At 53.7% G+C, this 23,998-nt stretch carries 19 protein-coding genes and 1 pseudogene; 12 read left to right on the top strand and 8 right to left on the bottom strand.

Annotated elements, in window-relative coordinates; all coding sequences use genetic code 11:
- Positions 1–19: 19 nt before the first annotated feature.
- Complete coding sequence (locus ACT3TJ_RS07550) at positions 20–1,456, bottom strand: hypothetical protein (RefSeq protein ID WP_172118024.1); 1,437 nt, start codon at positions 1,454–1,456, stop codon at positions 20–22.
- Between the two features lie 112 nt (positions 1,457–1,568).
- Between ACT3TJ_RS07550 and ACT3TJ_RS07555 the strand changes: the two genes are divergently transcribed.
- Both ACT3TJ_RS07555 and ACT3TJ_RS07560 read left to right on the top strand, forming a co-directional pair.
- The gene (locus ACT3TJ_RS07555; RefSeq protein ID WP_193054017.1) at positions 1,569–2,639 is read left to right on the top strand and encodes a DnaJ domain-containing protein; all 1,071 of its coding nucleotides are present in this window, start codon (positions 1,569–1,571) and stop codon (positions 2,637–2,639) included.
- 52 nt (positions 2,640–2,691) lie between these two features.
- On the top strand, positions 2,692–3,120 hold the full coding sequence (locus ACT3TJ_RS07560; RefSeq protein ID WP_172118025.1) for a hypothetical protein: 429 nt from the start codon (positions 2,692–2,694) through the stop codon (positions 3,118–3,120).
- Here the strand turns inward: ACT3TJ_RS07560 and ACT3TJ_RS07565 are convergent.
- A pseudogene (locus tag ACT3TJ_RS07565) lies at positions 3,040–5,468 on the bottom strand (mechanosensitive ion channel family protein). The gene ACT3TJ_RS07560 and the pseudogene ACT3TJ_RS07565 sit on opposite strands and share 81 nt — an antisense overlap.
- Before the next feature lie 129 nt (positions 5,469–5,597).
- Between ACT3TJ_RS07565 and ACT3TJ_RS07570 the strand changes: the two are divergent.
- Together ACT3TJ_RS07570 and ACT3TJ_RS07575 are read left to right on the top strand one after the other, a co-directional pair.
- Positions 5,598–6,602: an amidoligase family protein gene (locus tag ACT3TJ_RS07570; protein WP_444622365.1), complete on the top strand. Its 1,005-nt coding sequence runs from the start codon at positions 5,598–5,600 to the stop codon at positions 6,600–6,602.
- A gap of 58 nt (positions 6,603–6,660) precedes the next feature.
- Complete coding sequence (locus ACT3TJ_RS07575) at positions 6,661–7,344, top strand: gamma-glutamyl-gamma-aminobutyrate hydrolase family protein (RefSeq protein ID WP_087108347.1); 684 nt, start codon at positions 6,661–6,663, stop codon at positions 7,342–7,344.
- On the opposite strand, the gene tpx is transcribed toward ACT3TJ_RS07575, so the two are convergent.
- A complete protein-coding gene (gene tpx, locus ACT3TJ_RS07580; protein WP_087108345.1) occupies positions 7,334–7,837 on the bottom strand; it encodes a thiol peroxidase in 504 nt (167 codons plus the stop codon). The two genes, ACT3TJ_RS07575 and tpx, sit on opposite strands and share 11 nt — an antisense overlap.
- A 167-nt stretch (positions 7,838–8,004) precedes the next feature.
- Between tpx and ACT3TJ_RS07585 the strand changes: the two genes are divergently transcribed.
- On the top strand, positions 8,005–8,721 hold the full coding sequence (locus tag ACT3TJ_RS07585) for a glutamine amidotransferase (RefSeq protein WP_444622364.1): 717 nt from the start codon (positions 8,005–8,007) through the stop codon (positions 8,719–8,721).
- A 34-nt stretch (positions 8,722–8,755) separates the two neighbouring features.
- On the opposite strand, the gene nfi is transcribed toward ACT3TJ_RS07585, so the two are convergent.
- Both nfi and ACT3TJ_RS07595 read right to left on the bottom strand, forming a co-directional pair.
- Positions 8,756–9,466, bottom strand: a complete 711-nt coding sequence (nfi, locus tag ACT3TJ_RS07590) for a deoxyribonuclease V (RefSeq protein ID WP_172118030.1) — start codon at positions 9,464–9,466, stop codon at positions 8,756–8,758.
- Between the two features lie 136 nt (positions 9,467–9,602).
- Complete coding sequence (locus tag ACT3TJ_RS07595) at positions 9,603–11,327, bottom strand: DEAD/DEAH box helicase (protein ID WP_172118031.1); 1,725 nt, start codon at positions 11,325–11,327, stop codon at positions 9,603–9,605.
- 530 nt (positions 11,328–11,857) lie between these two features.
- Here ACT3TJ_RS07595 and ACT3TJ_RS07600 point away from each other — a divergent pair.
- Both ACT3TJ_RS07600 and ACT3TJ_RS07605 read left to right on the top strand, forming a co-directional pair.
- On the top strand, positions 11,858–12,055 hold the full coding sequence (locus tag ACT3TJ_RS07600) for a CsbD family protein (protein ID WP_087108335.1): 198 nt from the start codon (positions 11,858–11,860) through the stop codon (positions 12,053–12,055).
- Positions 12,056–12,177: 122 nt separating this feature from the next.
- Positions 12,178–12,660 carry a PRC-barrel domain-containing protein gene (locus ACT3TJ_RS07605; RefSeq protein WP_172118032.1) on the top strand — a complete coding sequence of 161 codons (483 nt, stop codon included), beginning with the start codon at positions 12,178–12,180 and terminating at the stop codon, positions 12,658–12,660.
- 90 nt (positions 12,661–12,750) lie between these two features.
- Here the strand turns inward: ACT3TJ_RS07605 and ACT3TJ_RS07610 are convergent, their stop codons facing one another.
- Both ACT3TJ_RS07610 and ACT3TJ_RS07615 read right to left on the bottom strand, forming a co-directional pair.
- The gene (locus ACT3TJ_RS07610) at positions 12,751–13,752 is read right to left on the bottom strand and encodes a glutathione S-transferase family protein (protein WP_444622363.1); all 1,002 of its coding nucleotides are present in this window, start codon (positions 13,750–13,752) and stop codon (positions 12,751–12,753) included.
- 83 nt (positions 13,753–13,835) lie between these two features.
- Positions 13,836–14,756, bottom strand: a complete 921-nt coding sequence (locus tag ACT3TJ_RS07615; protein WP_444622362.1) for a LysR family transcriptional regulator — start codon at positions 14,754–14,756, stop codon at positions 13,836–13,838.
- A gap of 792 nt (positions 14,757–15,548) precedes the next feature.
- Here ACT3TJ_RS07615 and ACT3TJ_RS07620 point away from each other — a divergent pair.
- A complete protein-coding gene (locus tag ACT3TJ_RS07620; protein WP_444622361.1) occupies positions 15,549–17,219 on the top strand; it encodes a peptidoglycan DD-metalloendopeptidase family protein in 1,671 nt (556 codons plus the stop codon).
- A 145-nt stretch (positions 17,220–17,364) separates the two neighbouring features.
- On the opposite strand, the gene ACT3TJ_RS07625 is transcribed toward ACT3TJ_RS07620, so the two are convergent.
- Positions 17,365–19,005, bottom strand: a complete 1,641-nt coding sequence (locus tag ACT3TJ_RS07625; RefSeq protein WP_444622360.1) for a L,D-transpeptidase family protein — start codon at positions 19,003–19,005, stop codon at positions 17,365–17,367.
- 105 nt (positions 19,006–19,110) lie between these two features.
- Here ACT3TJ_RS07625 and ACT3TJ_RS07630 point away from each other — a divergent pair, with 105 nt between their 5' ends.
- From ACT3TJ_RS07630 to ACT3TJ_RS07645, 4 genes are all read left to right on the top strand, one after another.
- Positions 19,111–19,836 (top strand): murein L,D-transpeptidase catalytic domain family protein, encoded by a 726-nt coding sequence (locus ACT3TJ_RS07630; protein WP_087108324.1) that lies wholly within the window; start codon positions 19,111–19,113, stop codon positions 19,834–19,836.
- 96 nt (positions 19,837–19,932) lie between these two features.
- Positions 19,933–20,952, top strand: coding sequence for a patatin-like phospholipase family protein (locus ACT3TJ_RS07635; protein WP_192526688.1), 1,020 nt, complete (start codon positions 19,933–19,935; stop codon positions 20,950–20,952).
- 304 nt (positions 20,953–21,256) lie between these two features.
- Entirely contained in the window at positions 21,257–22,609 is a 1,353-nt protein-coding gene (locus ACT3TJ_RS07640; RefSeq protein WP_192526687.1) for an MFS transporter, read from the top strand.
- Positions 22,610–22,718: 109 nt separating this feature from the next.
- Entirely contained in the window at positions 22,719–23,984 is a 1,266-nt protein-coding gene (locus ACT3TJ_RS07645; protein WP_444622359.1) for a nitrate- and nitrite sensing domain-containing protein, read from the top strand.
- The last annotated feature ends 14 nt before the right edge of the window (positions 23,985–23,998 follow it).

Below are 23,998 nucleotides of genomic sequence, written 5' to 3' on the forward strand. Positions count from 1 at the left end.
CTGAGTTTAAGAAATGGCTTCAAGGGCTGAGCTCACTGGATGTGCCTTCTGAGGCGCCACTTTCAGCAACTTTTTCGACATCGACGATGCCTGAACGACTAACCACCACCTTCCAGCGCGCCAGGTAGGGGGCATCTTCACTGCCGGTTTCACGCACCACCAGGTTGAACAAATGGCGCCGTTCAACGCTTTCACGTACGGCCTGACCATCTTTTAACCGAAAGATATGATGCTTCTCTTTGCTCATTAAGCGGGTCAGCATCAAGAGATCAATATACAGTGTCTCTCGCGTATGCTCGTAACCACTCAAAAACCGCGTGGGCGACATACGCGAACTGGAGCGGTAATGCAGCACATCCTCTTCCCGCTCAGCCACGGTCCGCCTTCGCATCTGCTTGATGTCTTCATTCAGGGCGGTGTAGCGCTTGTAATCAAACCATTCAAGCTGACGCCCCACCAGTGCATTACGCGTGGGGTCAACGTATTGGCGACGCCATTTTGGCCGTCCCCGACGCAGCAGGCGCCAAAGCGTATTGCGCAGGTCGTCCTTAAACACTTCACGCAAGGCATACAGCAGCGCCATGGCAAGCACAAACAGCGCCGTAATATCGCCAACGACTTCGCGTACGCGCAATACTCCCAGCGTGACACAGGCCATTACCAGTGCGGTTGCCAACGCTTTTACAGCTTTTTGCTCACCGCCGCCTAACTCCAGCGCCTCCTGCTTCAAGGTAATCGGATATTCAATCAAGCGTCGTAGCAAGCGCATTTTATTCGACATGCGTGTCGGGTCTTCCATCACACGCTCTGAGTTGTACTTCTGTTCGCGTCGATACTCACTTTCACGTTCGCACACATTGATAAACTGGCGCTTGATATCACTAAACTCGCCACCTCTTGGCATATAGGCCACTAGTGAAAGCAGCTGCTGCTCAGTAAACCAGGAGAGATAGTTATCGATATTGGCGAAATATTTGTATAAACGCTCATCCGTGGGTTGATTGCGGCGCATCTTCCTTAAAATGCTTTCGCTGAGCTTCTGCATTTCATTCAGTTGCTCACACAGCTCTTCTCTTAGCGTCTGCACATCGCTGGACTCTTTTTGCCGCTCGCTACGCAGTTTGCGCTCGCGGACCAGCATTTTTTGAGTCGTCCGCTCCATGGCAGTCACATACTGATACGCATAAAGACTTAAGCTTAATCGGTAAGATTCGCTGCCCAACTGATTACGGCTGGCGAGCCGGCTATGCACTAGCGGCAGGTGGTAGGCATCGCTATAGTACGTCCGCGAGACACTAATGGATGAGTGATAAAATGCCTCTTCCGAGATGACGTGAGCATTTAAACCCAGCTCGCCAGGTACAAAAAGATAGACGTCAAGCCTATGCGATGTCTCTTCCTTGAGCCGCCGTGTAAGGCGTAGCTGGTAGCTATTTTTGCGCTCGACGTTAATCACCTGGTCAATCTCCTACTTCATTGCCTTGAGCGATGATATACCATGACACCAATTGTCATGATGGTCCGCTTCATGCGGGGATGGTTCACCTTTACGCCTTTGGAGCTTGGGAATGCCCATTGCCCGTTTCTCCCCCTTTGAGCTGCTGCTACTGCAAAGCCGCAGCCAAGTGGATACGGCAAAGCTACTGCTGTTGGCCTGGATATTGGTGCACCGCCAACACGTTTCAGAAGGTCAACGGCGACGCCGTTTGGCCCAGGTGTGCGCGCACTTTCGCCATGGGCATGAACTGGCGCCAGTCATGCATATTGCGCGGCAGCGCGACCTCAAGGCTATTCAGCTTGCCGCTGAAGTCATTCGCAAGGAGTGCTCTGAAGAGCATAGCCTTGGCGTCATGCATCAAGCCATCACGGTGGCAACCGACAATGGCGACCTTTCTCTGTCGAACCATTATATATTGCGGTTCGTGGCAGATTTGCTCAATGTGCTGCCCACAACACTTGGCACGCTATTTAAAGAGCTTACAGGACGCGCGCTCGCTCTGCCGGAAGATCCCAGCCGCGACGCCTATTGGCGTGTCCATGATGCTGACTATTACGCGCAGCAAGCGCGCAAGGCTGAAGAGGCTGCCCGCCAGGCCCGCGAGGCGCAGGAAAAAGCCGAACAGCAGGAAAAAAGGCGCCAGGAAGAAGAGGCCCAACGCGCGCATTCGAAAGCCCAGGAAAAGGCCGAGCGTGAGAGAGCCCGCAGCGACAAGTCTCGTGACGACAAAGCGCGTAAAGACCAAGCGCGCAACGAAAAGGCTCGACAGCAGCAGGAACATGCTCGGCGCAAAAAAGAGGAGCGTGAGCGCGCAAAACGCCAGCAACAAAACTCGAAAAGCGGTTCGCAAAAAGGCTCACAGCAGGGCTCATACCAAGGTTCACGCCAAGGCTATCAGCACAGCCATCAACAGCGCTCGTCCACACCGCCGCCACCTGATCGCACCACCCGCGCTTTGGCGGTACTGGAATTATCACCTGGCGTTACCCAAGCAGAAGTGCGCCGTGCCTACCGGCGCATGGCACAGCTACACCATCCGGATCGCTTCTATACCCAAAGTGAACATCAAATTGCCCTTGCTTCAGCACGTTTTCAACGTATAAAAAGCGCCTATGATTACTTGATGCAAACCTATCGGTAAAATAGGCACACTCTCTGGTGTTAACCTCCAACCCTAAAAGAACAATGCACCTATGCGGGATTTGTACCAACGCCTTAACGTTCCCCCCCAAGCAAACGATGAAGAGCTACAGCAAGCCGTTGCTCGCTGCCCCAACAGCGCTTTGCGCCAGGATGCGGAAGCCGCATTCGCCGTCGCCAAGCGGCGTGCAGACTACGATAAGCTGCACGCCACGCTGAGCGACATTGGGCAGCTGCGTACTCAGCTTGGGCTAACCCACGGCGCCCATTGGCAGGATGATGTTGCCAACGATTTTTCAGTACCGCCTGACGAGATAGTTTCCCGTCACGATAAATTGGTCGACCGCGTCAGCCACGTCGTAAAACTCTACAACCGTTGGCGTGGCTTGCGCGGCGCTTGGCTACTCATTGCGATTTTCACCATCGGTACAGGCCTGGGGATTGCGCTGGGGCTCACCTTGAGCCAGACGATTGCGGCTTAAGGTGAGCCGCGATACGTCCTCCCCTCATCACGCGCTATCTCTGCTTGAGTAGGCTGCGGGGTGCGCTTGGGCGGTGCAGGCTTTTTATTGGCCTCGTGCTCACCCGTTGTGGCTTCCCCATTATCAAGCGATAGGTCGGTGCCTCCGGTCGGCTCCATATGGTCTTCTGAGCGCGCTTCCATGCTGACACTTAGACGCGGCACACCCAAATCGATGGACTGCGCTTCCATCCGTTGCTTAAGCAGTAGATTAAAGGCCCGCGAAACATCCCACTGCATTTCAGGAGCGGTCCGAAAGCGCATGCGCAAGATAGGGCAGCCCTCTTCAAATCCCTGGACCCCCTGCATTTCAAGCGGCGACCAGATGTAATGACGCATCATCGGGTCATTGCGCAGCTCCTGGGCGGTTTCCTGCATTAGCGTAATGGCATCATCAATTTTCATATCATAGGGAATGCGTATCCGCATTAGCGCAATGCCAAACTGACGCGACATATTGTGGATCGATTCAATACGACTGAAGGTAATAATATGTACCACGCCATCCAGGTCGCGTAACCGCACGGTACGCAGAGTCAGCCCTTCTACCGTCCCCATATGGTTGTTGATGCGCACAAAATCATCCACCGCCAACGAATCTTCAATCAGAATAAAGATGCCGGTAATCAAATCCTGAACCAACGTCTGTGCGCCAAAACCTATCGCCAAGCCGATCACACCGGCACCCGCCAGCAGCGGTGTCACGTTCACCCCCAGGTTAGCCAGCCCGACAATAAACGCGATAATCAAAATGGCGACAAAGATCACGTTGCGAATCATCGGCGTGATGGTTTGCGCCCGCGCCTGGTTAACCCGCCGACCACGAGCGCGGCCCGAGGAAGTCAGCGCCCGCTGGATGGCCGTGTCGGCAAATATCCACACCAGCCATGCCAACAAAATTGTCGCCCCCAGGCTAACCAACGCTTGGCCGATACGCGTACTGGCCACCGCTTCTTGGCCTAGCCCAAACAGCGATCCTCCCCACACTTGCATGGAGAGTTCAGCAAATACCATCCATGAACAGATATGCGCCAACACAAACCCAAAGCGCTCGAGGCGTTTTCGGTACTGGCTAAAGCGCCGACGGCGACGCTTACTCAAGCGCTCGGATTGACGGCGTATCAACCCGGTAACCACCAGGGTAAGTACCAGCAAGCTCGCAGAAATTATCGAACGTGCCAGCGCGGTCCCGACATCGCCCACAGTGATAAAAATCGCCAATAACGAGCCGCCCACCAGTAGCAGTGCCGGGATATGCCATAAGCCGCCCAGGGTACGCACCATCTCAACGGCCGTGCTGGCCTCCCGGCGCTGCTTATAGGGCCGATTACAAATGAGATGGCGTACTGGCTGCTTGAACTTGATAATAAAGCGCGCAGCCAGCAGCGCGGCCAGCATATTGGACAGCATCGAAACAAGGCTTGAGAGTTCGGTCCCCAGTAGATCCACCAGGCGCGCTGAATTTACCGCATCGCCCAAAGCGATCAACGCCCCGATCACAAACAGCCCACGCAGTGCCTGCTGCTGCAACAGCTGCACAGCGGTAAAGCGGTGCCCTCGACTAAAGAAGGCAATGACGGTCTCGAACACTACCGATAACGCACGCCCAAACAGGCAGACATACGCAATAACCAACACCACCGTGCGCCCTGGGCTGTAGGGCAGCAGTTGAGCAATGCCCAGGATAATCGCAAAGGCCAGTGCCCAAGGCAGCATACGGCGTAGAAAATGCGCCGCCAGCAACCACGCCTTGGGGTCACGAGGCAAATCCAGGGGCCACTCTCGGCGCGTCGCAACCAAGCGGCCAAAGGCAATCATCAGTACCAGCAGCGTGACCCAGATAATCCCCATCACTGCGCCGTCAACAACTTCACGGATCGCCTGCCCGCGGTCCGTGCCAGCATTTAAGGCACGCAGATCAGCGGCCCCTTGCACCAGTTGCCGTGACCACTCATCAATCGGTGAGTTGCCTGCCTGGGCCTGCTCACCGAGATCCGTTAGCGTGTCGGCAAGCGCGCCCAGCAGCCCTTGGCGTACGATGCCTTCCTCTTGAGTAGCATCCGTTGTTACCTGTAGCTCGCGCAGCGAGTTAAGCAGCGCCGTACGCTGCTCTTCATTGTCGAGCATGGCGATAACATCATTCAGCGAGCGTTGGAATTCATCACTGCTGACCTCTTCTTCCTGGTTCGGCTCATTTCCACTTAAACCGGAAAGCGAGACGACCTGGGCCTGAACCTGAGCCGCCATTACGCTGACCAGTACCGTTAACGCAATGTAAATGGCAGTGTTAATTATCCAGTGCTGTCGCACACCATGCTCCTAAAATGGATTCAAAAATGACACCGCGCCTACTCCCTCTCGCCTCCCGGAATCCGCTCAGCCTACCTGCGCGACTATGATAGGCTGATGGTCTAAACGTTCACCTCACAGGATGCCGAGATGACGCCGCAAGCTCCCCCAAACCGGTTAAATAGCGACGGTAAGGTACGCCGTGTGGGCATTGAGATCGAATTTGCCGGCTTGCCACCCCACGACACGGCATTAGTGGTCCGCGATCTGTTTAAAGGTGAGCTTAACGTGGTAAGCCCCCACCGGCTACTGGTTGAGGGAACCCGCTGGGGTGTATTTGGCATTGAGCTTGACACCCAGTATGCCCACCCCGATCAGGCATTGCTTGAAGAGCAGGCCAACCAGGATAGCGAATGGGAGCGGCATCGGCACCAGCGCCGCCTGGAATTTCACCAAAAGACCCGCGAATTTATTGGCGACATGGTAACAGGCCTGGTGCCCACCGAGCTTATTTGTCCGCCGGTGCCGTGGAATGAACTTGAAGAGCTGGATACTATTTTTCAGGCATTACGCGACCAGGGTGCAAAAGGCACGGATGCTAGCCTGCTGTATGGTTTTGGTTTGCACCTTAATTTGGAGGTAGCGCGTCTGGACGTTGACTACCTGCTGGCGGTGCTGCGTGCTTATCTCTTGCTGGCCCATTGGCTGCGCGATGAGATCAAAGTGGATATCACCCGTGAAGTGTTGCCCCATGCTAATCCTTTCCCCAAGGAGTACGCATTAAAGGTGCTGGATAGGCGCTACCAACCAGACCTTGCATCGTTTATTAACGATTACCTGCACTATAACGCCACGCGAAATCGTGAGTTTGACCTACTGCCATTATTTGCATATTTGTGTCCAGAGCATCCTCACGCGCTGCTGCATACCAAACTTATAAAACCGCGCCCCACGTTTCATTACCGATTGCCCAATGCACAGCTCTCTCAGCCAGGCTGGGGGGCGGTAGTGGAATGGAACCGCTGGGTTGAAGTGGAACAACTCGCGGCGGACACTCAGCTTCTTCAAACACGCTGCGATGAATATATCGCCAAGCAAAATCGACCGTTCATGATGCGCTTAAAAGACAAACTGACAACGTGGATGCACCGTTAAGACAGCGCTCCATGTCAGCAGCACGGCTATTTCTGACGACTCAAGAGAACTTATCTGAATGCAACGGCCGCTTATTGGAATTACCACCTCGGATTATAAAAGCCACCTTGCCTGGTGGTTTGACTGGTTTGCCGTATGGCGGCATGGCGGAAAACCCTTACGGCTATCTCCTTCCCGCCCGTTACCAGCGTATCTGGATGGGTTAATTATTGGCGGTGGCGATGATATTCAGGCGACCCTTTACGGCGGTGAACTCCAGTTGGATGTACGCCTTGACCCAGCACGCGACGCCCTGGAACTTGCCTTACTTGAACGATTCATTCCCTTAAACACACCCGTTTTGGGTATTTGCCGAGGTGCGCAATTAATCAACGTGCATTTAGGCGGCACGCTGGACCCCGATATTTACACCACCCACGAAGGCTTAAAACGTCGACGCACGGTACTTCCCCGTAAGACGGTCGATATCGTGGGGGCAAGCCAACTGTATCAACTACTCGGCGTCACTTGGTGCCGGGTAAATAGCCTTCATCATCAGGCCGTTAACCAAGCGGGCCAAGGGATAGAGATTGTCGCGCGTGACCGTGATGGCCTGGTGCAAGGCATCGAATCGCGCGAACATGATTTTTTAATCGGGGTTCAATGGCACCCCGAATGGCTGATATTTAACCGACCCCAGCAGCGCCTGATTAGTGCGCTGCTGGAGGCTGCTAAACGTTGTCAGCAGTCAGCTACGCCGTAAGTACGGCCAGTGCCGCATCGTAGTTCGGTTCGTTTTTAATTTCGCTGACCAGCTCGCTATGCAGTACGCGATTATCGCTATCCAGCACCACCACGGCACGCGCACATAAGCCCTCCATAGGGTTATTACGCAGCGCGACACCCCAGGCTTCTAAAAACTCGGGATGGCGGAAGGTGGAAAGCGTTTTAACATTGTCCAACCCTTCCGCACCGCAAAATCGCTGAGCGGCAAAGGGCAAATCAGCTGACACCACCAACACCACGGTATCGTCCAAATTAGAAGCAAGCTCATTAAAACGCCGTGTCGACATGGCGCAGGTCGGCGTGTCGACGCTGGGAATTATATTGAGGACTTTCCGCTTGCCTGCGTAGGTATCCAGCGTTACGTCTTGAAGATTGCCATCGGTTAATACCATCTCTGGCGCGGCTTGATCAACGGAAGGTATTACCCCGGCTACATCCATCGGTTCACCGGCACGCGTCACGTGTTGCATTGTCATCTCCTTGTTAAAGCTTAATGAGCAGGATCGCTCATTATTGGCGTTACTCACTGAATGGCGGTTACATCCTATTCGCCCTGTCGCATAATGACATGCTTTATCCCCTTGATGCTCGCATCAACAGTGTGCGCACCAGGCTGCCTTTTTTCACAGGAATCAATATGGCCTCTGTCGTCATTATTAAAACCGGCGATGCATTTTCTGACGTTGCCGAACAGCACGGTGACTTTGAAAGCCTCTTTGAGCAACAGCTAAACGATACGCTGCCTGAGCATTTAACACTTCGCGTATGGGACGCCCGAAAGGAGTCTGCGCCGCTACCGCTAAACGCGCTGGAAGGCATTCTGATTACCGGTTCGCACAGCATGGTGAGCCACCAAGAGCCCTGGAGCGAACGCTTAAAACCCTGGCTACAGGAGGCGCTTCAAGCGGACATTCCCATGTTAGGCGTTTGCTACGGCCATCAGTTAATGGCAGCGGCTTTTGGAGGTGCCAGCGACTTCCACCCCGCAGGGCGTGAGCTGGGTACACATAGCGTTACGCTGACGGATGCGGGCCTTCAAGACCCCTTGTTTAGCCAGCTACCCGCGCATTTTATGGCCCACCTGACCCATGCGCAGTCTGTGTTAGGGTTGCCTTCCAATACCCAGGTGCTGGCCTGTAATTCCCACGATGCGCACCAAGCACTGCGTTACGGACCGCGCCAGTGGAGCGTGCAGTTTCACCCTGAGTTCACTGTACCTGTCATGCGCGCTTATATAGCGCATCAGCGCGAAGTGCTGCTTGAACAGCAACAAGACGCAGAGGCAATTGCCGCTCAGGTGGTTGAAACACAGGAGGCTACAAGCTTACTCAAGCGCTTTATCACGCTTTTATAAAACGCTCATCACATGGTCACGTGAGCCAGACATCTTAAAACAGCGAATTCTGTGGCTTTTTGACATGCTGGTCGCGCCTTGAAGCCAACCTGTCGGCCAAGCGGGTAGGCTCTGGCAACTTGGTACGCCCCAGGCAACGCATTACCCAATCAAGCGATGTTTCAAGACTAATTCGGTGGCCAGGCGAGACAAATACCGGCTTCACCTTGTCACGCGAGCGCAGGACGGCGCCAATCGTCTCGTCACCGGCTCGCAGTGGCACCCAATCCCCACGTACCTCGCCTACCTCATCGTGCTTGCCGTAAAGGCGTGATTTGGCAACGCCGATGGTAGGCAGGTCCAGCCACAACCCCAAGTGCGCGGCGATTCCGAGCCTTCTGGGGTGGGCGATCCCTTGGCCATCCACCATGATTAATTCGGGCAGTATATTGAGCCGTTCAAAGGCGCCCAGTGCCGCCGGTATTTCGCGAAAAGAGAGCAGCCCTGGAATATACGGCATTCGCGTCGGCTCACGATGAACAACGCGCTCAACAAGCGTTAAGTCAGGTGCTGTTTGTGGGTCCCACTTGAGCACCACCACGGCTGCCCGCGTGGTATCTCCGTTGTCTTCAAAGCCAATATCCATCCCGGCGATGTGCGTTACCGGCGCAATACGGTCATCAGACTCTAACCGTGTAGCAAGCTCTTTCTGAAGCGCGATAGCCTCTTTAGGCGCCAGGTTCCATTCATGCAAGGCTGCTTTCACTGTCGACTCCCTGTCTCGACTCCCTGTCGCTTTTTTGGCGTGTCATCTTTTAGCGTAGCAAAAAATGCCCCCGCACCGGAAACCGGTACGAGGGCATTTTAGGCGCGGTTAATACCGCTATCGCATGCTTAAGCGATTACGCTTCGCGGCGACGGATCGGCGCATCGCCATCATCACGACGACGGCGCGGAGCACGCTCAGGCGCACGGTCTTCGCTGATTTCCAACGGACGACCAGCGACACGAGCACGGGCCATCTTGGTCAGAATAGTGGAAGGCAAACCGCTAGGCAGCTCAACCACTGAGAAGGCGTTACGGATATCGATACGACCGATACGCGCACCTTCAATGCCGCCTTCATTCGCTAACGCGCCAACCAGCTGGCCAGGCTTAACGCCATCTTTATGGCCAACGGATACACGGTAGCGAGTCATGCCTTCGCTAGGTGCGCGCGGACGCTCACCACGTTCGCCACGCTCACGGCGAGCACCTGGCTTGGCGCTGCCACCTTCACGCGGGGCACGCTCTTTACGCGGCGCTTGCAAGCGGCCAATCGGCGCTTCATCAGCACGTGCCATGGCAGCAAAGGCGCAGGCCAGTTGAATAGCGTCGTGACCTTCTTCTACCAGACGCTCTACCAGTGCCTGCTGCTCTTCGGCACCTTTGGTAAGCGCTGCCACCACACGGTGGTGGAACACTTCGTCACGGTGAGCGCGAATAGCAGCTTCGTCAGGCAGCGGCATTTCGGCCATTTTCTGACCGGTTGCCTGCTCCATCCAACCTACTTTACGGCCTTCACGGAAACCAGCAAAGGTAATCGCGATGCCGCTACGACCAGCACGACCAGTACGGCCGATACGGTGCGTATACGCTTCTGCATCTTGCGGAAGATCGTAGTTGATAACGTGCGTAATGCGCGGCACGTCAAGACCACGGGCAGCAACGTCAGTCGCAATCAGTACGTCAACCTTGCTACGCTTCAGGCGAGTAATCGTACGCTCGCGCAGGCTTTGGTCCAGGTCACCGGACAGGCCAGCGGCGTTGACACCACGAGCCGTCAGTTGCTCAACCAGGGTAGTACAAGCGGCACGAGTACGTACGAAGACAATAGCGGCATCGACCGGCTCGACTTCAAGAATACGCGCCAGCGCTTCAAGCTTGGCACCGCCGTCAACGCGTACAATGCGCTGCTCAATGTTTTCGCCAGTGGTCGTGCGCGACTCAATCGCCACTTTTACCGGGTCAACCAGATAGCGGTTAACAATGCGCTCAATTTCAGTCGGCAGTGTGGCCGAGAAGAACACACGCTGTGCATCTTTCGGGGTATCGGCGACCACGCGTTTTACGTCGTCGATAAAGCCCATGCGCAGCATTTCATCAGCTTCGTCTAATACGAGTGCTGACAGGCCGTCCAGCTTCAAGCTGCCACGGTCCAGGTGATCAATAATACGGCCGGGGGTGCCAACAACAACCTGGGCACCGCGCTTCAGCGCGCCTAACTGTTCACGGTACTCTTGGCCACCACACAGGATGGCCACTTCAAGGCCCTGCAGGTTTTGACCATACTTACTAAATGAGGCTGCAACCTGCTGAGCAAGCTCGCGGGTTGGGGCCATGACTAATACTTGAGGAGCGCGACGCTGAAGATCCAGTCGTGACAATAACGGTAAAGCAAATGCTGCGGTTTTACCGGTACCGGTTTGTGCTTGGCCCAGCATATCGCGACCTTCCAGCAACGCAGGAATAGTTTGCGCCTGGATAGGTGAAGGGGTTACATAGCCCTGTGCTTCAACAGCAGACAGAACGGCAGGCAATAGAGCCAGATCACCGAAGCTCGGCGAGGCGACAGAAGTCGAGGTCATTAATCACACCTTGGTAGGCCGGCAGTACCGGCAAAAGAGCATCGTAAGCGTCTCTGACTCTGACAACGATGTTGCGCTAAAAAGCAGCATCGAAAAACAGGTTCCGTCAATAAGCGGATAATGTCATCAGTGGAGTCGGAGACGCCGGTCGCACCTGGCATACGGTTGGCAAACCTATATATTTTCAAAGGGCCAACCGCTGTGGCGACCTTCTGCGCCGATTTCACCCGTTTGGTGAAATGCTGGAGGCGCGCCATCTTCACAGCAATGAACATCTGCAATTATAGAGATGTTCCCGCAAGCCTTGCTACGCATCAAATATAAAACTACGTAGACATCGCTTATCGTCGTGATGGAGGGGTCAACACATGCGAGGAGCGCGCATCCTAACACCTCAAATAATGAATGACCAGCCTTTTTACTACACCTTTTTTACTTCACCCAAAACAAACATCATCATTTGCACTTGTGTAAATATCGTCTAACTTAATTAGATGCCTCAACACGTTCAGCAATTCAAGGAGTGATGTATGAACTGGGATCAAATTGAAGGCAAGTGGACGGAAATGAAAGGTAAAGCACGCACTAGCTGGGGCGACTTCACCGATGATGAGCTTGATCAGATTGGTGGCAGGAAAGATCAGCTAGTGGGCAAGCTTCAGCAAAAATATGGTCTGACGCGTGAAGAAGCTGAAAGACGTGCTGATGATTGGGCCAACACGCTATAACCCGTCAGCGTCATAAGCCTACTCACTTCTGTTTTAGTCAAACGTTGCAAGTTATTGGCGACTAGCGATGAATGGGCAGCCAATGTTGACCATTCTGTATTTTAGCCACATGGAGAGAAGCTATGCGTAAGACAATGTTAACCACCGCTATCGGTACCGCCCTGTTAGGCAGCCTGGCCTTCGGAGTGCAAGCGTCAGAAGAGCCCCAAGGCATGTACTCCGCCAAAGATATCCTTGACGCTGACGTCTACTTCAACAACGGGTCCGGCGATGAGATCGGTGAAGTCGATAATATCCTGTTCGATGAAGAGATGCGTATCAATGCGCTGGTCATTGAGAGTGGCGCCGTATTAGGACTTGGTGGTCGTGAGATCGTTGTAGGCACTGACTACTTCTCGCTTGAAACCCACACTGAGAGCGACGGGGATACCGAGCACCGCATTATTCTTGATGCAACCCACGAAGAAGTTGAAGAATTTCCGACCTACAACCATGACTGGTGGGAACAAACGAAAGTAAATGCTCGTGATGCGTGGGAGACTACCCGCGATGGCGCACAAAGCGCTTGGCAATCAACACGTGAAGCCATATCAAATCACGATTAACACCGTCCATCATCAGCTAACGTAATAACAGAAGACCGCCTTTTCGGCGGTCTTCTGGTTTGCAGCGGCCGGCTGTGCTGAACAAGCTGCCTAAGCGCTCTGCTTAGAACGTACCCCACGCCCTGGCAGGCGCTCTCGATCATGGGGGCGTTCAAAGTCAAGCAGCGGCCCAGCAGGTACAATACGTGTTGGGTTAATCGTATCGTGGCTGTAGTAGTAGTGACGTTTTATATGGCCCATATCAATCGTTTCAGCCACCCCCGGCCATTGGTAGATTTCGCGCACATAATTGGACAAATTGGGAAAGTCTTCAATACGCTTGAAATTACACTTGAAATGGCCGTAATACACGGCATCAAAACGAATCAGCGTCGTAAACAGGCGGATATCCGCTTCTGTTAGCCACTCACCCGCCAGATAACGCTGGTTACCCAAACGTTTTTCCACACGCTCTAGTGCTTCAAACAGCGCATGAACATGCTTTTCATACACATTCTGCTCGGTGGCAAAACCGGTCTTGTAAACGCCGTTGTTAATATGGTCATAGACATCGGCATTCACTTGGTCGATCTGTTCGCGCAAATCCTCCGGATAAAAATCCAAATGGTTGCCAGCAAGATCATCAAACGCGACATTCAATATACGTAACAAGTCGGCCGACTCATTATTAACGATGGCACTTCGCTTTTTATCCCAGAGCACCGGGACCGTTACCCGACCGGTATAGGTGGGGTTAGTCATGGTGTATAGCTGATAGTGGTAATCAACGCCGTTAACGGCATCACCGCTTGAGCCTTCATTCTGCTCATAGGTCCACCCTTTATTTAGCATCAAAGGGCTCACATGCGACTCACCTAGCAACGACTCCAGCCCTTTTAGCTTACGCATTATGAGGATGCGGTGCGCCCAAGGGCAGGCTAACGAAACGTATAGATGGTAGCGGTCCTTTTCAGCGGGATAGCAGGCCCCGTCAGTTTCCGGTTGATCGCCGACCCAATCACGCAGCTGAGCAGACTCACGGACAAATTCACCGCCGCTCTTTTTCGTGTCGTACCACTGGTCGTGCCATTCACCATTAACAAGCAAGCCCATAAGGCATCTCCTAAAGGGGTAATAAATATCTGACGGCGCTACCTTCAGCATACCCCCGGTGCGCAGATGCTCAAGCGGATGTTTTACGGTGCTTCATTCGAGATAATCGAACCATGGGAATAGAGCTCTTCGACCGCTTGCTTTAACGCAGCCGCCATAGCATGAGCGGCAGGCCCTGCACGATCACGATCCCGAAAAATCATCTGAACAGGCACTTCACGTATGCCACCCGCCGGAAGCGGCAGTGGCTTTAACTCGCCACGCGCTAGCTCTTCTGTAATATGGGATTCAGGCATCCAAGCGAACCCCAGGCCACGCTTTAACATATCCAGAGAGGTGTTCAAATGACCTACCGTCCAACGCTGCTCGGCCTTTAACCACCCCGCATCCAAAGGCTGGCGCAAGGCTGAGTCACGAACCACCAACTGGCGATGCTGTGCCAGATCGCGAAGGTCCAATGACCGCCCCAACTGGTGTAGAACATGGTCCGGATGGGCAACCGCAATAAAGCGAACGAGCACCAAGGGCTCGCCTAAAAACCCCTGCGCCGATATACCCGAAACCACGAGGTCTGCGCGACCGTCATAGAGCATTTCAATTCCACCGTGGAGTACGCTCTCATATAGCTGCACGCGTACTTGAGGATACTCTTCCGAGAAACGCTCTAGCGCCTTCGCCTGGACCGCCGCAGGGAATATTTGCTCGATTGCCACGATAATTTCAGCTTCCAGGCCTGCCGCCAGCCTTGACGCCACATCTTCTAAAGAGGCTGCGCTTTCTACCAATTGACGTGCGCGGCGCAGCAGTAACTCACCAGCCTCCGTCAAGCGCACCTGACGCCCAACCGGCTCAAGCACCTGAACACCTAACTGCTCTTCCAGCTTATGAACGGCATGGTTCAACGTAGAGGGGCTTTTATGGATCGCTTCCGCTGCACGCGCAAATCCTCCATGGTCTACCACGGCTGCCAGCATTTGCCATTGCGCAAGTGTTACCCGGGACATTTCGATTTCCTCGATGCTATACAGCGATACAATCCGCTTAATCTTCGAAAAAATCTCACTAGAATGCCAGTAATCAATAAAAAGTACCGCTTATTCAGCGCTTATTTATGCCACCCGGCACGATACAGCCTCTTTCTGAAAGAGCTTGCTTGAAAGGGCTTACTTGAAAGCGCCTATCAGAAAGGACCTGCCAGTGCATGTTGGTTTTATCTGCGTCGCTCAAATACGCAGCGCGCTCTATTGCTCGTCTGGCCAACGCCCTAACCACGTTAAAACGCTAAAAAAACCCGCAATTAACCTTTTGTTACAAAAAAAACGTCAAGATTAACCCCGCCTTAAGTCTGACAGACAGTATCCACGGCTCACGGTATTATCTTCGCCCAACTTAAAAATTCTTAACTAACATTAACAATAACTTAGGCGATTGTTTTAAAACAACAATAATAATAATTCCTATTAGACCTTACTTACCCGACATTCCCAGCCGTCACAAAACCTCTACGCCACTCCCTGCCTGTCTATGGTTAGGTTAGTAATTATCATGTTTTTCATGATCAGAAGTATGCAATACATAGAGGTAGCCGACTCACTTTATCCAAGCTTTTATTTACCTTTGTTAGCAAACAGTGTTCACAAACAGTGATATCTGCCATTTACTTATGCTCATATAGCAAAAGCATCTTTTATGTATAGATATACAGTCTATGCACCTTTTGCTCCATGGGGTATGGTTCCGGGGTTTGTTTACTTTCATATTCGTTTTCGATCACGAACTCGGCGGTCTATTTACCCATGTTGCGAATCCTTCATTCGCTGCCCCGCACGCATAAGTTGTTACTGTTACCTGTGGCTACAATGGTCACTGTGCTGGGCGCACAAAAATTAATTACAACGTATCACGATTTAAACCAACCCCATACACCGCTTGCAAGCGTGTTAGTACCGCTTCCCAGCGATTCAGCGCCAGGTCTGCCTTCCCTTGGTCAGGAACGAGCGCCGGTTGCTGATGCCATCAACCGCGCCTCAAGGGCCATTGATGCCACCCGCGAACATATTCCCCTTAGCGATTTAGCGGCAACAGAAATCGTTGATCTTGATCTTATCTCTAGTGCGGATGCGGCGGTAGCAGAACACCAGCCGCCCAGTGCAGTACTCAACGACAGCGCAATCGATAACGGCGCACTGCATATGTCGATTGTCGTAGGCACACTTTCAAGCGGCATGCTCGATATCGATCCGTCGTCCTCTGTCGAAATCGCAGATGCTACTTCTTATGAAGATTACGGCATTGATCTGTTCGATGACGTCTCTTTTCTTGAGCTGGAACTGGCTGCTGAAGAGCCCTATGTCCCTGAATGGAAGACCCACCTTGTTGAGCCAGGTGAAACCTTTGCCGTTCTGGCACAAGATGAGCTGGGGCTAGGCTATAGCGAAGTACTGGCACTGTTGGATGACATGCCAGAATCTCAAATGCTGACAAACTGGCGTGCAGGCCACAGCTTCGACTACCAGCTAGATGAGGACGGCCGCCTGCTTGCGCTTCGCATGATGAAAAACATGCGCGACGGGGTATTAATAGAAAGCGATACTGACAGTTTCGCCATTACGTCTATTGAGCGACAGGGTGAGCCGGTTCAACGCCTTTTTGCGGGTAGTGTTAGCGGTAGTTTCGCCCGTTCAGCTCAGGCAACTGGTTTGAGCAGCAGCTCGGTTACCGAGCTTACTCACTTGCTAGAGAAGAAACTTGATTTTCGCCGGGACAGTCGCCGTGGCGACCAATTCCAGGTGCTGGTTGAGTCCGACATGATTGATGGAGAAACGCTGGGCTCCCGCGTACTAGCAGTAAAGTATGCCGGAGAGCGCATGGACCTCACTGTCGTACGTAATGCCACCGACAATAACTTCTATACGCCCGAAGGCAATAGCCTGGATCCCTCTTTTGCACGCTACCCCTTTGACGGCAGTTACCGCCTTAGCTCCGGTTTCAATCCACGCCGTAAACATCCAGTAACGGGTCGGATCAGCCCGCACAACGGTACTGACTTTGCAATGCCTATTGGTACGCCGGTGACTGCCCCCGCCAATGGCCGTGTTGAGAAAATTGCCAACCACCCAGCCGCAGGCCGCTATATTATTATCCGCCATGACAATGGCTATCGTACGCGCTACCTGCACTTGTCCCGGCAGTTGGTAAGCCAGGGCCAACGCGTCACCATGGGCGAGCGCATCGCGCTTTCGGGTAACACTGGCCGTAGTACGGGCCCTCACCTGCATTACGAGGTCATCGTTAATAACTCGCCCGTTAATGCAATGACGATAGACCTGCCTGAAAACATGGGCTTAAACGGCGACACACTAATTGCCTTCCAACGCCAGGCCGAGCCGATGCTTGCTGCGCTTGAAAGTGGCGAAACCGGCACGATTAGCGTGGCGGGCTACCAGTCAGAAAGCGATACTGAGTAATCCGGTTTTTTTGTAATCCAAGTTTTTGTAATCCAAGCTTTAACACCCTATAACAATGCCGCCCTAGGGCGGCATTGTCGTTTTTACCCTCTGAACGGTAGCCACGCACCTTGCGCTATCTACTCGCGGGCCTGCTCCTCTATGTTCATACAGAACGCTGGAGCGCTGCCAATAGTGACGCATCGCGCCGGTAGATATCCGTGCGAAACTCCACTTTCCCTTGGGCGTTGGGCCATGCGGTCAAGTAATGTAGCGCGACAGGAATGCGCTGAGGCAAGTTCACATTACGGTCGCTGCCACCACTATTTATTAGCGTGCTGAGCTGGTAACGACTGCCACTATCTTGCAAAAGCATTTGGGCAAATTCGCGCACCCCTTCGACACGTACGCAGCCCGAGCTCAATGCCCGTTGATCACGCTGGAAAAGCCCCTGTGCTGGCGTGTCGTGTAAATAGATCATGTCATTATTGGGAAAGCGCACCACTACCCGACCCAAAGGGTTACTGCTCCCCGCTACCTGGCGCAACATAACGCCCCCAGGGCGTTGCCAATCGACCTCGGCGGGGTCTAGCTGCGCACCGGACATATTGATCACCTGCATATTATGCTGGGCTAAATAGTCGGTGTTCTGACGTATCCGGGGCAGAACATCTTCACGCAGGATGGTAGGCGGAATCGTCCAACTGGGATTGATCGTTAGGTGGCTGATGGATGAGTGAATAATAGGCGTTTCACGGCGCGGCGACCCAACGACCACCCGGGCATTCCACTGCTGGCCGTTTGGCCGAATATAGTGCAACTGGTAGCCTGCGATATCTACCCAGACCCGCGGCTCACTAGACTGCTGGGGGCCTATCCAGCGAGCACGCTCCAGATTAACCCGCAACTGATCAACACGTGAGGCGGCAGGTGCATTAAGCGCCAAGCGAGTACGATCACCCACGACGCCATCGGCGGTTAGTTGATGGCGCCGCTGAAAGCGTTTTACGGCCATTTCGAGTTCAGTATCAAAGGTGCGTCTATCGCCGCCTGGCGCCTGAACGCCAATCATGGGATAGGCGCTGCTGTCTGCCGAGACCAGGCCATCTTCTCCCCACATCGCCAAGCGTTGGCGCAGCAGGATTACGGCATCATCCCTATCACCCGGGCGCAGCGAGTCTTCGCGCGACGGCAAATACGGGGTGCTGCCTAGCGTGGCCACCTGGCGATAGCGACTGAGCGCCTCTCGCAACTGCTGATACTCACTTGAGGCTGGGCGAGCCAGCTCAAAGGCGCGCTCCAACGCCTGGTCATCAACGGCCTGAGCAACGCGAGCCAGCGAATAGCGACGCTCAGGGCGTGGGGCATCCCAATTTGGCTCAACGTCACGCGGGTTGACCTTGCCACGCTCCAAGTGATCGAGCGCCAATAACAGCGACGACGTTGCCTGAATATCAAACGCGACCTGAGCGGACTCTCCAGCGTTTTGGCTACTCTGGAAAGCGCTCAACAATCTATCGGCACGGTAGTCACTAGGGGTCAAACCATCACTTTCAAGCAGGTTAAGCGCATTGGCTAACGCCTCAACCGATGAAGCCTCGCGCCAAGCTAGCTGCTCATTACGCAATTGATAAAATTCACGGATCGGCAGCGACGCCTGATCTTCAGCCGCCAAGCGCTGTATAAGTGCCTGTTTAAGCGGCTCAGAGGCCGCATACGCCGGTGTTACACCGAAGGGGATATGGGACAGTGCTAGACCTAGAGCGGCCCCTATCGCCCATTGTCTTAGTGACTGCATCTCGTTCATCACCCTCTCCTTGCGTTACTATGAATTCCCATTCGCGGCATGCTTACTTTCATCATAGCCGTTTACTGTTTTTCGTCGTCGCTCTTGTCAGCAGGATTGTTCTGTATGGTAACCCGTTTGCGCCCACTATCGTTGTCATGCTGTTTACCTTTCGCGTTCATTAGCCTCCCTTTATACGCGAGCAGTTTCTTTTCTGATGTCGCCTCAACGCCCCCTCCCGGTGTGTTATCGCTTAATCATCAGTTGCTTCAATTAGCGCCTTCGGCTACCCCAGAAGCGCTGCGCCTTGCCGCCCAAGCGCTCAGCTGTGCGGACCCCAATGTCGAGCGGCTGGCAGTTATCGACTATTCACTGCCTTCCACCGAGCGGCGCTTGTGGGTTTTTGACCTGCGCCAGCACACGCTACTGTTTGAGGAATTGGTCTCCCATGGTCAGGGTTCTGGTGATGCGCAAGCCGAAACCTTCTCGAATATTCCTGAAAGTTATCAATCAAGTCTTGGCTTGTTTCGTACCATGAATAGCTATTACGGACGCAACGGCTACTCCCTTAGACTTAACGGGCTGGAACCCGAGGTCAACGACCTCGCCTACGAACGTGCCATTGTGATTCATGGAGCCGACTACGTTAGCGACGACTTTATTGCGCAAACAGGTCGTCTCGGCCGCAGCCATGGCTGCCCCGCTGTACGCGAGGATATCACTTACCCGCTGATTGATAGCTTAAGAGAAGATCAGTATGTGTTTGCCTATTACCCCGATGAAGAGTGGCTCGCCAGCTCAGATTTCTTACGCTGCCAAACGCCAGGCTCCCCCCATTTAGCGCAGCGTTAAATTCGTCTCATACGCGTTGGTGGTGGCATGTGTTGGTTCTTATGCCATGCTGAGAAGCAGTGCAGCATAAATAAGCTTACTAACGCATGAGGCCTTATGACTCAAGTCAAGAAGCTGGATCTCGCATTGCAAGGCGGTGGGGCGCACGGCGCTTATTCATGGGGCGTCATTGACCGCCTGCTTGAAGATGAGCGCATCGAAATAGAAGGTATTAGCGGCACCAGCGCCGGCGCCATGAATGGCGTGGTGATGGCAGATGCCCTTACCAGGGGCGGCAAGCCGTTAGCCAGGCAAGCACTTACAGATTTTTGGCAGGCGGTCAGCCGCGCGGGTATGGCAAGCCCGGTACGCCGTTCGCCGATGGATGTCTGGACAGGCAACTGGAGCCTTGATCATTCGCCTGGCTATATCGCGATGGACCTTATGACGCGCCTGATCTCGCCCTATCAATTCAACCCGTTGAACGTTAACCCACTGCGTGACATCGTTGATGCACACATTGATTTCGAGCGGGTGCGACAATGCGAGCAGCTTAAGCTGTTTGTGGCAGCCACCAATGTGCGCACGGGCAAACAGCGTGTCTTTCGTCGCGAAGAGATGAGCCTTGATGCCGTGATGGCCTCTGCCTGTTTACCCTTGATGTTCCAGGCCGTTGAAATTGATGGTGAGGCCTACTGGGATGGCGGCTACATGGGTAACCCCGCGCTGTTTCCCTTAATGGAGGAGTGCAGTTCACGCGATATCCTGCTGGTACAAATTAATCCTATCAGCCGCGACTCAGTGCCGACCTGTGCGTCATCCATCCTGAACAGACTTAATGAAATTACCTTTAACGCCGCGCTGATTAAAGAGATACGCATGATTGCACTGCTGCAACACGCCCTGGAAGAGCAAGGGATTAAAAACTGTTACCAGCAGGCACTCTTTCATCGTATTAGCGGCGAGCAGGCGCTGGAAAACCTTTCCGTTTCCAGCAAGATGAATTCGGAATGGGCGTTTCTTTCACATCTTTTTGAACAAGGCCGAGACGCCGCGCAGCGCTGGCTGGATGAGCACTTCGAGGCAATCGGCAATCACTCAACGCTGGATATCGACGCCGTTTACCTGCACGACTAAACAGCACTATTGTGATGCATGCCGCCTACGGCATGCCCATCAACAGCGCGTGGGGCTGTTCCTCTTTCTGTAAATCTCCGGCCTATAAAAAGTAACCAACTGATAAGGCTTACAAAAAACCCCGATGGCGAATTAATTGCTTAACTATCTCTTGTGATGGTAGGCGTAGACCAGGCCCAACCGGGTACGAGTGCGTCGAGCCTGACCTTCAATGACGAAGGCATGTTCTCGTGAACACGTAACGCAGCAAAGCGATTTAGCGTTGCGTGATGCTCAACTGGTTCAAGATCCCCGAGGCCATCTCATGGACATACGCAATAAAGCCAATCGTATTCGACTGCTGACGTTCTCCACGCCTCAGATGCGTGCCTTCCACCTGTCGTGGTTTGCTTTTCATATCTGTTTCTTTGGCTGGTTCGGCATCGCGCCACTCATGGCGGTGGTGCGCGATGACCTTTCCCTGACACAGACACAAATTGGCAACACGATCATCGCGTCTGTCGCGATTACCGTTATCGTACGGCTCCTGATCGGATTGCTGTGTGACCGATTAGGACCGCGCAAAACCTACACGGGCCTGCTCATTTTAGGCTCCCTACCGGTCATGGGCATCGGCTTTGCCAATAGTTTTGAGACGTTCCTGCTAGCCCGCTTAGCCATTGGCGCTATCGGTGCCTCATTCGTGATTACGCAGTACCACACCACCATGATGTTTGCGCCCAATGTCGTGGGTACCGCCAATGCAACGAGTGCGGGCTGGGGTAATCTGGGAGGCGGTACCACGCAAATTCTCATGCCGCTTATCTTTGCAGGCATGCTAATGCTGGGCGTTAACGAAGCGCTAGGCTGGCGTCTTGCCATGGTCGTGCCCGGCATTGTGATGTTTATCACCGGGCTCGGTTACTGGTTCCTCACGCAGGATGCGCCTGACGGCAACTTTAGTGACCTGCGCGCACGGGGTGAATTGCCCGAGGCAACGGGCGAGAACAGCGCCACTCAATGCTTTTTAGCAGCGGCGAAAGACATCCGCGTTTGGGCACTGTTTGTCGTTTATGGGCTCTGTTTTGGTGTTGAACTTACGATCAACAATATTGCGGCTATCTACTTCTTCGACAAATTCGACTTAACGCTGGCAATGGCTGGCATGATTGCAGGGCTTTTTGGGTTGATGAATATTTTTGCCCGCACACTGGGTGGTGTTTTCTCGGACCTATTCGCCAAACAGGGCGGGTTAAAAGGACGCGTGCGCTGGCTATTTATTGCGCTGCTTTGTGAAGGCATTGCGCTGGTCGCCTTTTCGCAAATGCACATTCTAAGCTTGGCCATTGGCATCATGCTGGTGTTTAGCCTCTTCGTACAAATGGCCGAAGGCGCCACGTTCGGTGTCGTGCCGTTTATCAATAAAAAAGCCTTGGGCGCAGTTGCCGGGATTGTGGGTGCAGGCGGAAATGTCGGCGCCGTCTCGGCAGCCTTTCTGTTTCGCAGTGAAAGCTTAAGCTATCAACAAGGGCTATTTTACCTGGGCGTGACCGTTCTGGTACTGGCCTCGTGTGTATTAGTCGTTCGGTTTAACGACATAACGGAAGCACAAGAAGCAAACGCTTACCGTGATGCCGTGGGCGATGATACCGGTGCGGGGGCCCTTTCATTACGTTAGCGCTAGGCATTACGTTAACACCAGGCATTACACTCAAGCAGCCCCCTACTCTCCGCCGCAAGCCAGCCATGGGAGAAGGGGGCAACGCGGCGAGTAAAAGGAAATCGTTATGTCATCTGCCCTGCAGCTACTCTTAACCGCCATTCGTTGCGATATCGACAATTTTCGCTATTTAGCAACGACCTCAGAAATCGTTGCGGATATTAGCCGTTTTATCCATGTGCTTCAGCGCGAACGCGGTGCCTCAACGATTTATCTCGCCTCTCAAGGTCAGCGCTTTAAAACACGCCGCCAGACGTATATTAACAAGAGCAAAGAGGCCGAAGCGCTGCTGCGCAGGCGCTTAGAGGCGCTAAGCCAGGAAGTGCGCCCGCAGGCGGCGGCACGCCTGTTGCGCCGGATAGCCGCCGTGTGGAACGCCCTGGACGACTTAAGCGTACTGCGCAGCGCCATTGATAACGTTGCTATCTCTCCCGATGCCGCCACCCAAGCCTTTAATCACCTGATTGGCGGTTTGTTAGCGATTGTCTTCGAAGCTGCCGACACCTCAGACGATCCAGATATCACCCGCGCGCTGGTAGCTATTTTCCATCTCATGCAAGGCAAGGAGCTGGCTGGACAAGAGCGTGCCTGTGGCGCCTTTGGCTATACCCTTGGCCATTTTGATGACAATCATCGCCAACTTCTCGGCCAACTGGTTAACGACCAGCAGCGCTGTTTTGACACTTTTATCGAATTTGCTACGCCAGACGCCGTGCTTGCCTGGCAGCAGGCCGTTTCAGCCAGCACGCTAACCGGCATTCAACAGCTGCGTGAGGCCGCCTGCCAGCCAGCGTCGCCACATATAACGTCTAACGCGTTGGGTGAAACCTGGTACGAGCTAACCACGCTGCGTATCGACGCCATTAAAAGCGTCGAAGATACGTTAAACGCACAGTTAGCCGCGCTTTGCTATCGCAAAATACACCAGGCAGAAGCAACGCTTGAGCAGACCAAAGCCAAGCCTTACGCGCATAAACCCGCGCCTTGCGAACCGTTACTGGCCCTTAACCATCCTCAGCCGCCGGGTGATTTAACGGCCAGCGCGCTGACCTCACCGCTTGGCCGTTCCCTGATAGCGTTAATCCAGACCCAGTCCAGCCGCCTACAAGGGTTAAGCGATGAGCTGGAAAATACCCGTAAGGCACTGCGCGAGCGCAAGCTTATTGAACGCGCTAAAGGGCTTATTATGGCGCACCAATCAATGAGTGAAGAGGAGGCTTACCGCTTCCTTCGCAAGACATCAATGGATCAAAGCAAAAGCATGGCAGACATGGCGCAAGCCATTCTCGATCTCTCCTCCATGCTCAAAGAGGCTCCAGCATACTCACGCTAAACGGGCCATCCACT

The organism is Halomonas sp. AOP30-A1-24, assembly GCF_052378165.1.
In the GTDB taxonomy this organism is placed as follows: Bacteria; Pseudomonadota; Gammaproteobacteria; order Pseudomonadales; family Halomonadaceae; genus Vreelandella; species Vreelandella citrativorans.